The organism is Streptomyces otsuchiensis, from assembly GCF_004305975.1.
GTDB classification, from domain to species: Bacteria; Actinomycetota; Actinomycetes; order Streptomycetales; family Streptomycetaceae; genus Streptomyces; species Streptomyces otsuchiensis.
In genome coordinates, this window is record NZ_BHZI01000213.1 from 1 (window position 1) to 10,197 (window position 10,197).

7 protein-coding genes and 2 tRNA genes are annotated in these 10,197 nt (G+C 71.5%); all 9 read left to right on the forward strand.

The genetic code is table 11. The annotated features are described in order from the left end of the window. A partial coding sequence (locus E0D90_RS18990) for an LCP family protein (protein WP_227870322.1) occupies positions 1 to 1,985 on the forward strand: 1,985 nt, incomplete at its 5' end. A 202-nt stretch (positions 1,986 to 2,187) separates the two neighbouring features. Further along, on the forward strand, positions 2,188 to 2,649 hold the full coding sequence (gene rsfS / locus E0D90_RS19000) for a ribosome silencing factor (RefSeq protein WP_103503819.1): 462 nt from the start codon (positions 2,188 to 2,190) through the stop codon (positions 2,647 to 2,649). Continuing rightward, positions 2,646 to 3,293 (forward strand): histidine phosphatase family protein, encoded by a 648-nt coding sequence (locus E0D90_RS19005; protein WP_130799380.1) that lies wholly within the window; start codon positions 2,646 to 2,648, stop codon positions 3,291 to 3,293. The genes rsfS and E0D90_RS19005 overlap by 4 nt, the downstream gene beginning before the upstream one ends. A 547-nt stretch (positions 3,294 to 3,840) precedes the next feature. Continuing rightward, a complete protein-coding gene (locus E0D90_RS19010; RefSeq protein WP_103503817.1) occupies positions 3,841 to 4,074 on the forward strand; it encodes a hypothetical protein in 234 nt (77 codons plus the stop codon). A gap of 379 nt (positions 4,075 to 4,453) precedes the next feature. Continuing rightward, positions 4,454 to 4,526 (forward strand) — tRNA-Ala (locus E0D90_RS19015). A 37-nt stretch (positions 4,527 to 4,563) separates the two neighbouring features. Beyond that, positions 4,564 to 4,636, forward strand: a tRNA-Ala gene (locus E0D90_RS19020). A 245-nt stretch (positions 4,637 to 4,881) separates the two neighbouring features. After that, positions 4,882 to 7,728: a leucine--tRNA ligase gene (gene leuS / locus E0D90_RS19025; RefSeq protein WP_103503816.1), complete on the forward strand. Its 2,847-nt coding sequence runs from the start codon at positions 4,882 to 4,884 to the stop codon at positions 7,726 to 7,728. A gap of 524 nt (positions 7,729 to 8,252) precedes the next feature. Beyond that, positions 8,253 to 8,882, forward strand: a complete 630-nt coding sequence (locus E0D90_RS19030; protein WP_174856226.1) for a hypothetical protein — start codon at positions 8,253 to 8,255, stop codon at positions 8,880 to 8,882. Positions 8,883 to 8,911: 29 nt separating this feature from the next. Continuing rightward, entirely contained in the window at positions 8,912 to 9,757 is an 846-nt protein-coding gene (locus tag E0D90_RS19035; RefSeq protein ID WP_130799381.1) for a DegV family protein, read from the forward strand. Positions 9,758 to 10,197: the final 440 nt, after the last annotated feature.

Genomic DNA, 10,197 nt, shown 5'->3' on the forward strand with positions numbered 1-10,197 from the left:
CCCCGTGCTCGCCCACTCCCGCCTGGTCTCCGGGACCCGCCGGGGGGCACGAGCCCTACGACCCGCACTCGCCCTACGGGCCGCCACCGGCGGGTCCCGGAGACCAGGCGGGAGTGGGCGAGCACGGGGGGCACACCGGGCCCGGGGGCCACGACCCGTACGGCGCGCAGGGCTACGGGCAGCAGCCCGCCCACGGCGGAGGGGCCGGAGGCGACTACACCCCCGGCTACGACCCGGCAGGGGGGCGCGTGCCGCACGACGGCTACGCACAGCACGGCTACCCAGGCGGCCCCCACTCCTACGGCACGGACGCCACCGGTCACGCCGCGGAACGCGCGGGCACCGGAACCGGCTACGCCGAACCCCAGGGCTACGGGACTCCCCAGGAGTACGGCGACTCCCAACGGCACAGCCACGGCTCCGACTTGGCCGGCGGCGCGCACCCCGCCGTGCCGCCGCAGTACGACTACGACCGTGAGCGTGGACCGGGCGTCGGGCCGGGTACGGGCCCGGGCGTCGGGCCGGGTTCCCCGCCGGGCGAGCAGCCCGGAACCACCGGCGCCGAGCAGCCGACGGCACCGAAGGCCGGCCGACGGGCCGGACGGGGCCGCGGCGGCCGCGGCGCGGACCCGTCCACCGCCGAACAGCCCGCCGCCGCCGGCGAGTCCGCCCCCGGTGGCCAGGCGGAGAACGCCACCGCTCGTGGCGCTTCCGCGGGCGTGCCCGCGCCGCGCGAGGGCGACGACGACTACCAGACCGAGCAGTTCGCGTTCGTCGAGGAACAGAACGAGAACTCCGAAGAAGTCATCGACTGGCTGAAGTTCACCGAGAGCCGGACCGAACGCCGTGAGGACGCCAAGCGGCGGGGCCGCGGCCGCCGGAACCTCCTGGTCGTGGCCCTGGTCCTCGCCGTCCTCGGCGGAACGGGCTACCTCTGGGCGGGCGACCGGCTGCCGTTCCTCTCCGGCGGAGCCGACGAGGAGGAGGGGGAGGTCGTCGCCGAGTCCCGCGACGTCATCATCCTGCACCTGCGCGAGACCAGCGGGGACACCACCTCCACCGTGCTGCTCGTCGCCAACGAGACCACGGGCGAGGCCACCACCCTGCTGCTCCCCAACTCCCTGGTCGTCTCACCGGACGGCGGCACCACCACCCTCGGGCAGGCCGTCCAGGACGAGGGCGCGGCCTCCGTCCGTGACGCCGTGGGCACCCTGCTCGGCGCGGAGATCAAGGGCACCTGGCGTCTGGACACCCCGTACCTGGAGAACCTCGTCGACCTCGTCGGCGGCGTACCCGTCGACTCCGCCACCCCGGTACCGGTCGACGACGAGGAGCCGGTCGTCGAGGCGGGCGAGCAGACGCTCGACGGTCGGCGTGCCATCACCTACTCCGTCTACCGCGCCGACGACGAGCCGCAGTCCGCTCAACTCGACCGGTTCGCGCAGGTCATGGCCGGAGTGCTCGGCAAGATGCCGACCAGCGAGGAGAGCTCCCGGCAGGTGGTGGAGAACCTCGCACAGATCGCCGACCCCTCGCTGTCGGAGGGGGAACTCGGCGCCAGCCTCGCCCAGTTGGCAGTGATGGCCCAAGACGGATCGCACACGTCCATCGTGCTGCCGGTCGAGGAGGACGGCACCGTCAGCGACGAGACCGCCGACAGCGTCGTCATGGCCGTACTCGGCGGCGCGGTGAGCAACGCCGACATGTCCGGCAACCCGCGGATCGCCGTGCGGGACGCCAGCGGCTCCGAGAGCGCGGGCGAGAGCGTCGGAATCGCGCTGGTCAACGGCGGATGGACCGTCGTCGACAGCAAGAAGGCCGACGCGGTCGCCGCCTCCGAGGTCCGATACGGCGCCGAACCCTTCCGGGAGACCGCGCTGGAGGTCGCGCGGACGCTCGGCATCCCGGAGGACCAGGTCACCGAGGCCGATACGCCGGGCAACGCCGATGTCGCCGTGTTCATCGGCGAGGACTACGCGGACTGAGCCGTGGGCGCGCGCACGCTCTCGGGCTGCCCCGCCTCCGCCGCCGGCGGGCGTGGGGCCGTTCCCGTCCCCGTGCCCGTTCCCTTCCCTGTCCCCGTTCCCGGGTGGGCCCGGGGTGGCCGGGTGGGCGGGCCCGGAGAGCCACCGGTGGGGCATGAGACCCTGGAGCGGTATCCGACCAACCGTGGAGATAGCTGATCCCGTGACCGCCACAGACCACGCCACCGAGCTGATCACCGTCGCCGCCCAGGCCGCGGCGGACAAGCTGGCGCACGACATCATCGCCTACGACGTCAGCGACGTCCTGGCCATCACCGACGCCTTCCTGCTGGCCTCGGCACCCAACGACCGCCAGGTGAAGGCGATCGTCGACGGCATCGAGGAGCAGCTCCAGCACCAGCTCGGCGTCAAGCCGATCCGCCGCGAGGGCGAGCGCGAGGGCCGCTGGGTGCTACTGGACTACTCGGACATCGTCGTGCACGTCCAGCACTCCGAGGAGCGAGTCTTCTACGCCCTGGAGCGACTGTGGAAGGACTGCCCCGAGCTGCCGCTCCCGGCGGACGCCGAGGCCACCCGGGGCAAGGGCCCGCGCGTCGACGCGTCCGCTGCCGAAGGAACGGCCGAGACCGCCGGTGAGGCGGGACCGGGTGGTGAGCTGAACTGAGCACCGCACCCAGCGGCCGCCGCGTCGTCCTGTGGCGCCACGGTCAGACCGCCTGGAACCTCGAACGGCGCTTCCAGGGCACCACCGACATCGCGCTCACGGCCGAGGGCGTCGCCCAGGCCCGGCGCGCCGCCGTCATCCTGGCCCGGCTGCGGCCGGACGCCATCATCTCCTCCGACCTCTGCCGCACCGCGGACACCGCGGCCGAACTCGCCGCCGTGACCGGGCTGCCGGTCAGCCACGACAAGGCACTCCGCGAGACCTACGCGGGCGTCTGGCAGGGACTGACCCACGAGGAGATCATCGAGCGCCACGGCGAGCAGTACGCCGCCTGGAAACGCGGTGAGCCCGTGCGCCGGGGCGGCGGCGAACTGGAGACCGAGGTCGCCGACCGGGCCGCGCCCACTGTCGAGGAGGCCGTCGCCGACCTGCCCGAGGGCGGCACGCTCGTCGTCGTCAGCCACGGCGGCACCATCCGCACCACGATCGGCCGGATGATCGGGCTGGCGCCCCACAGCTGGGAGGCGCTGGGCGGCCTCGCCAACTGCAGCTGGTCCGTCCTGGGTGAGAACACGCGCGGCTGGCGCCTGCTGGAACACAACGCCGGAAGCCTGCCGGAGCCGGTGATCGGCGACGACACCTGACGCCAGTCGGGTGTGGTCCGCCGGGCGCTCCTCGGCGTCGCTCGCCGGCAGTGGGCCGGCCGGGTGGGGCCTCGTTCGCTCGCCCGGCCGTCAACCGGCACCCAGGGCTCGCCCTCCAACGGATGAACTTCCCGGTGGGGGTTCGGTGCTGTTCGGGGCGGGCCGCGCGCATGCGGTCGCCGGGCTCGCGCGGTCCCGACGCGGCGGCCCGCAGCGGCCGGGCCGCCCGTCCGTCCTCCCTCTCGCGCCGTGATCAGGCGGCCGGCGCGGCCCTCCCGGGCCCGGGGGCGACCGTTCGCCGCCGGCTCCGCCCGCCCCCGGCCCACCCGGGTGCCGTATCGGTGCGGCGTATATCGATCCCGTCTCCTTGGTCGTTGGGCGGGATTTCCGGCTTATCGGGCGGCGCTCGACGTGGCAGAATCGCAAAGGCTCCACCAGGCCCGCCGGGCGGGGGGAAACCCCGGCGCGCCTCGCGACGACCTCACGACGATGACGGAGGCTGCCACGTGCGCATGGTCCGCGACCGAGGCTGGGGCTGATCGTTGACATGGGTGCACACAGCCGGAAGTGCGACTGGTGCGGTAGCGGGACCCCGATCGTCCGCGATCTGGAGCCCGTCAACGACGCCTACCAGTACTGGTGCGTCGAGTGCGCACGCGCGCTGATCATCAAGGGTGACCCGATCGAGGTCTACCGCGAGCTGGAGGGCGAGCCGATCTACGGACGGCTGCTCGACGAGCACTGCGCGCTCAAGCGCTTCTACTCCTTCGCCAGCGCCTGACGACTCCCTCGGCGGCGGCGTGCCTCGTGTGGGTGCCGGTCTGCCGGTGTGTGGTCTGCCGGGTGCGGCCGGTCGCCGTGTGCTCTGCCGGGTGTGCGTGCCCGTGTGTTGTCGGCCGCGGACTGTCGGTGTGCGGCACGGATGCTGAGCACCCTCCGTGGTGGACGGCCCGAGGTGGAACCACCTCCCACCCGTCGGCTGTGCGTCCGCCGGTGAACACCCTGGCGAGGGGCGGTGGAAGAGGCTCCGAACCACCGCCCATGCCCGCCCGTCGTGACGGGTAACGGATTTGGCATCGGACCCCCGTGGCCGTGTACAGTAGGCGACGCCGCAGCGGGGACCTCGGGAAAACCTCAGGTATCCGTGGCGGACCACATCCGGGGCTATAGCTCAGTTGGTAGAGCGCCTGCATGGCATGCAGGAGGTCAGGAGTTCAATTCTCCTTAGCTCCACGGATTCCGGCACTGAATGTGCGCGGAATCACCCCCTGGGGCTATAGCTCAGTTGGTAGAGCGCCTGCATGGCATGCAGGAGGTCAGGAGTTCAATTCTCCTTAGCTCCACAGTGGTACAGGCGGGCCGTCCGGAAGCCGGGCGGCCCGTTCGCTGTGTTCGGGCCGCCGAGTCGGGTGCGCTACCCTGACTGCATGCGTGCCGTACGCCTGCTGCTTACCGGGCCGCGCTGAGAAGCACCGCACAGGGCCGCCGGCTGGACCGGCAGGCCGGCGGAGTCAGCGCGGCGTCCCCTCCTGAGCGAGGGGCTTTTTGCTGTCCGGGGGCGGAAACGACCGATGGAGCCAGAAGGACGATGACCGAGACATTCAAGTACGGAGCCGAGCTGGCGGCGGACATCGAGGCACGCTGGCAGGACTACTGGGAGAAGCACGGCACCTACGAGACGCCGAACCCCAGCGGGGAACTCGCGGGCGACGCGGAACTGGCCGCCAAGCCGTCCAAGTTCGTGATGGACATGTTCCCGTACCCCTCCGGCAGCGGGCTGCACGTCGGCCACCCCCTGGGGTACATCGCCACCGACGTCTACGCCCGGTTCCTGCGGATGACCGGCAACAACGTGCTGTACACCCTGGGCTTCGACGCCTTCGGCCTGCCGGCCGAGCAGTACGCGGTGCAGACCGGCACCCACCCCCGCGTCTCCACCGAGGCCAACATGGCCAACATGAAGGCCCAGCTGCGCAGGCTGGGCCTGGGCCACGACCGGCGGCGGTCGTTCGCGACCATCGACCCGGGCTACTACAAGTGGACCCAGTGGATCTTCCTGCAGATCTTCAACTCCTGGTACGACCAGGAGGCCGGCCGGGCCCGGCCGATCGACGAGCTGGTCGCCGCGTTCGCCGACGGCACCCGCGAGGTCCCCGGTGGCCGCGTCTGGGCCGAGCTGGACGAGCGTGAACGCGCGGATGTCCTCGGCGAGTTCCGCCTGGCCTATGCCTCCGACGCCCCGGTCAACTGGTGCCCGGGACTGGGCACCGTCCTGGCCAATGAGGAGGTCACCGCCGACGGGCGTTCCGAACGCGGCAACTTCCCCGTCTTCAAGGCCAAGCTGCGGCAGTGGAACATGCGGATCACCGCCTACGCCGACCGCCTGATCGACGACCTGGAGCAGCTGGAGTGGCCCGAGGCCATCAAGCTGCAGCAGCGCAACTGGATCGGCCGCAGCGAGGGCGCCCGCGTCGACTTCCCGGTGGCGACGCCGGACGGACGCCAGGAGACCGTTACGGTCTTCACCACCCGGCCCGACACCCTGTTCGGCGCGACCTACATGGTGCTCGCTCCCGAGCACCCGCTGATCGAGGCCATCGCCCCGGCTGCCTGGCCGCAGACCACCCACGGAGCCTGGACCGGCGGGCACGCGACCCCGGCCGAGGCCATCGCCGCCTACCGCGCCCAGTCCGCCGCCAAGTCGGACGTGGAGCGGCAGGCCGAATCGCGGGAGAAGACCGGTGTCTTCACCGGTGCCTACGCGATCAACCCGGTCAACGGCGAGTCGATCCCGGTGTTCGTCGCCGACTACGTACTGATGGGCTACGGCACCGGCGCGATCATGGCCGTGCCCGGACAGGACCCGCGCGACTGGGAGTTCGCGACCGTCTTCGACCTTCCGATCGTGCGGACCGTGCAGCCCCCCGAGGGCTTTGACGGCGAGGCGTTCACGGGCGACGGCCCGGCGATCAACTCCGCCGGTGAGGGCGTCGACCTCAACGGCATGGGTGTCGACGAGGCCAAGCGCACCGTCATCGCCTACCTGGAGGAGAGCGGCCTGGGCGCGGGCACCATCAACTACCGCCTGCGCGACTGGCTGTTCAGCCGCCAGCGGTACTGGGGCGAGCCCTTCCCCATCGTCTACGACGAGGAAGGCGTCGCACACCCTCTGCCGGCGTCCATGCTGCCGCTGGAACTGCCCGAGGTCGACGACTACTCGCCGCGGACCTTCGACGCGGACGACGCGGACACCGAGCCGGAGACGCCGCTGTCCCGCAACGAGGACTGGGTCAACGTCGAGCTGGACCTCGGAGACGGCCGGGGCGTGCGCCGCTTCCGCCGGGAGACCAACACCATGCCCAACTGGGCGGGTTCCTGCTGGTACGAGATGCGGTACCTCGACCCGCACAACGACGAGGCACTGGTCGACCCCGAGATCGAGCGGTACTGGATGGGGCCGGACGAGAGCCGGCCGCACGGCGGCGTCGACCTGTATGTGGGCGGCGCCGAGCACGCCGTGCTGCACCTGCTGTACGCCCGGTTCTGGTCGAAGGTCCTGTTCGACCTGGGGCACGTCTCCGCGGCTGAGCCCTTCCACCGGCTGTACAACCAGGGCATGATCCAGGCATACGTCTACCGCGACGCCCGCGGCTTCCCGGTGGCGGCCGCCGAGGTGGAGGAGCGCGACGGCGGTTACTTCCACGACGGCGAGCAGGTCCGCCGCGAGGTCGGCAAGATGGGCAAGTCCCTGAAGAACGCCGTCTCCCCGGACGAGGTGTGCGCCGAGTACGGCGCCGACACACTGCGGCTCTACGAGATGGCGATGGGCCCGCTGGACGTCTCCCGCCCCTGGGACACCCGCGCCGTCGTCGGCCAGTTCCGGCTGCTGCAGCGGCTGTGGCGCAACGTCCTGGACGAGGAGACCGGCACGGTCACCGTGGTCGACGAAGCACCGGACGACGCCACGCTGCGGGCGATGCACAAGGCGGTCGACGGGGTGACCCGCGACCTGGAGGGGCTGCGCTTCAACACGGCGATCGCGAAGATCACCGAGCTGAACAACCATGTGACCAAGGCAGCCGGCAACGGGACGCCCGTGGCACGCGAGGTGGCCGAGACCATGGTGCTGCTGGTCGCCCCGCTGGCGCCGCACGTCGCGGAGGAGCTGTGGCAGCGGCTCGGTCACGACGAGTCCCTGGTCCACCACGACTTCCCGGTAGCCGACCCCGCCTATGTGGTCGACGAGTCCGTCACCTGTGTCGTGCAGATCAAGGGCAAGGTCAGGGCCCGGCTGGAGGTCGCTCCCGCGATCACCGACGCCGAGCTGGAAGCGGTCGCACTGGCCGATCCGGCGGTGCTGCGGGCCCTCGACGGCGCACCCATCCGCAAGGTGATCGTGCGGGCGCCGAAGCTCGTCAACATCGTGCCCGGCTGACACGACTGACAGGGCTGACAGGGCTGGCACGACTGAGAGGGCTGACAGGGGTGACCGCGTGACCCGGGCCGGTGTGGCACGGAGCCATACCGGCCCTCCCGGTTCACGTGGTCCGTCATGGCCCTTCGTTCTCTGCTTCCTTTCCCGTTCCGTCGCTCCGGCCCGATCGCTCCTCCGCCGGGCGTCGGCTGGCCGAGGACTGCTCGCCCGGAGTCTGCGGGGTCCGGCGTGGGAGCTCGTGGCGTGGATGCCGTCGGGCCCGGCGGTGGCAGCTCGGCAGCGCCCCTGCCGACCGGACTGAACGTTCCGGGACGGTTCCGCCTACCCTGGACGGTGACCACGCCGTCGCGGGGTCGGCGGTCCTCGCCCCGGGTGGGGGCCGTGGGCGCGGGTCGGCCCCCGCGCAAGGCCTGTCCGGGCGGGTCGCCGTGCCGGCCACCGCCGCACGGTGCGGCGGGGCGGGCCGTCGTTATCGGGACAGTGACGGTGAGAAGAGATGACCGGAGAGGAACCGGAGAGGCATCATGGAGATCGTGCTCGCGGTGCTGGTGTTGTCCTTCCTGGTTTTCGTCTTTCTGGCGGTCGCCGCCGTGCGTGCCACCAAGCGCGGGATCGAACGAGCGGGGGCGCAGGCTCGCCGCACCATCTCCGACGCGACGCTCAAAGCGCGCGCGGCTCAGCCGGGCGCCAGCGGTGAGCTGGCGCGCATCCGTCGCGAACTGCGCAGCTCGGTCGACGCGACACGTGGCGTCCTGGAAGCGGGCTCGCAGGACGACCCTGCTCTGCGTGAGGCGCTCACCCTGCTGGACCAGCTTCACGGCCACGCCCGCCAGCTCGACGGGGAACTGGGCACCCTGATGCAGGGGGAGCCGGATCGTGGCCGGATCACCGCTCGCCTCCCTGAGCTGAGGCAGCGCGGTGACCGGATCAAGCGGTCCGCCGACGCCCTGCGTCATGCCGCGCAGGACCGCGCCAACCGTTACGACCGCGACGAACTCGACTCCCTGCACGCGCAGATCGACATCGAAGCGAGCGCGCTGCGCCACTGGGCGCCCGCTGTTCCCGCGTCCGAGCAGGAGCCCGAGCTGGCGCCGGAACCGGAGCGCCGCCAGCTCTTCCGGCGCAAGCCGGCCCGCGACGCCGAGACCGAGTGAGTTCAGGCCCTGCCGTATCCTGCGGTTTCATGTCCCGCTCAGTCGCTGTCGTCACCGATTCCACCGCGTATCTGCCGCAGTCGGTACTGGAGAAGTACGGGGTCACCTCCGTTCCTCTGACGGTGGTGGTCGACGGGACTCCTCTTGAGGACGGGACCCGTGAGGCGGCCGAGAGCCTGGTGCCGGCCCTGCGCCGACACGCTCCGGTGACCACTTCCCGGCCGAGCCCCGAGACCTTTCTGGCCGCGTATCGGCGCGCCGCCGAGCGCGGGGCCTCCGCCGTGGTCTCGGTCCATCTTTCGTCCGAGATCTCGGGTACTCACGACGCGGCGGTGCTCGCCGCTCGCCGTTCGCCGGTTCCGGTGCGGGTCGTGGACAGCGGAACCATCGGGATGGCTTTGGGATTCGGAGTGGTGTCGGCCGCCGAGGTCGCCGCATCGGGGGGCGACCTGGCCGAGTCCGCTGAGGCGGCGATCATCCGCACGGCGGCGACGCGTGCGTTCTTCTACGTGGACACGCTGGACCACTTGCGACGCGGTGGCCGGATCAATACGGCTCAGGCCCTGCTCGGATCGGCTTTGGCGGTCAAGCCGCTGCTGGAGCTCAGGGACGGCAGGATCGAACTCAGGGAGAAGGTGCGAACCGCGAGCCGGGCGATCGCTCGGCTGGAGGAGCTGGCGGTGGAGCACGCTGGCAGTGGCTCGGTCGATGTGGCCGTTCAGCATCTGGCGGCCGGCGAACGCGCCGACCAGCTCGCGGAACGATTGGCTGGACGTCTCTCAGGGCTGGGGGAGTTGCGGGTCGGTGAGGTGGGCGCGGTACTCGGCGCGCATACCGGGCCGGGGCTGTTGGGCGCCATCGTCGCGCCGCGTTGATCGTGTTCGCCGGCCTCCGGGATGAGCCGTGATCCCGGTCGGTCGTCGGGCCGGAAGGGTGCTCCTGCCGGTTTCGCGGTCCTGACCGGATGTGCCCAGTGTGGCCCACCGAAACCGCCTGCGACAGGGTCATCACCCTGACGAGTGGCCGAGTTGTCCACAGGTCGAGAGTTATCCACAGAAATTCTCCATGATCATCTTTGGTCGTGGAAAGGCTCTACGTTCTCGGGCCATGACGTCCCGAACAGCTGCCGACACCCCTGGACCCGGCAGGGGCGGCCACAGCCGCCGCCGAGCCGTGTCACTTCCCCGACACCCCGCGCACACCCGGGCCGCCGCGCTACTCGGCCCGTCGGAGCAGCTCGACCTCCGGGCCAGTGAGACGCAGGCCACCCAGCCCGGGGCGGCCGCCCCCCTCCGGGCACAGCCTTCTCCTGCCG

Excerpts from the sequence above, each read along its gene's own strand:
- E0D90_RS19010 (WP_103503817.1), top strand. The coding sequence starts at position 3,841 with ATGGGTGCACACAGCCGGAAGTGCGACTGGTGCGGTAGCGGGACCCCG.
- leuS (WP_103503816.1), top strand. The coding sequence starts at position 4,882 with ATGACCGAGACATTCAAGTACGGAGCCGAGCTGGCGGCGGACATCGAG.
- E0D90_RS19030 (WP_174856226.1), top strand. The coding sequence starts at position 8,253 with ATGGAGATCGTGCTCGCGGTGCTGGTGTTGTCCTTCCTGGTTTTCGTC.
- E0D90_RS19035 (WP_130799381.1), top strand. The coding sequence starts at position 8,912 with ATGTCCCGCTCAGTCGCTGTCGTCACCGATTCCACCGCGTATCTGCCG.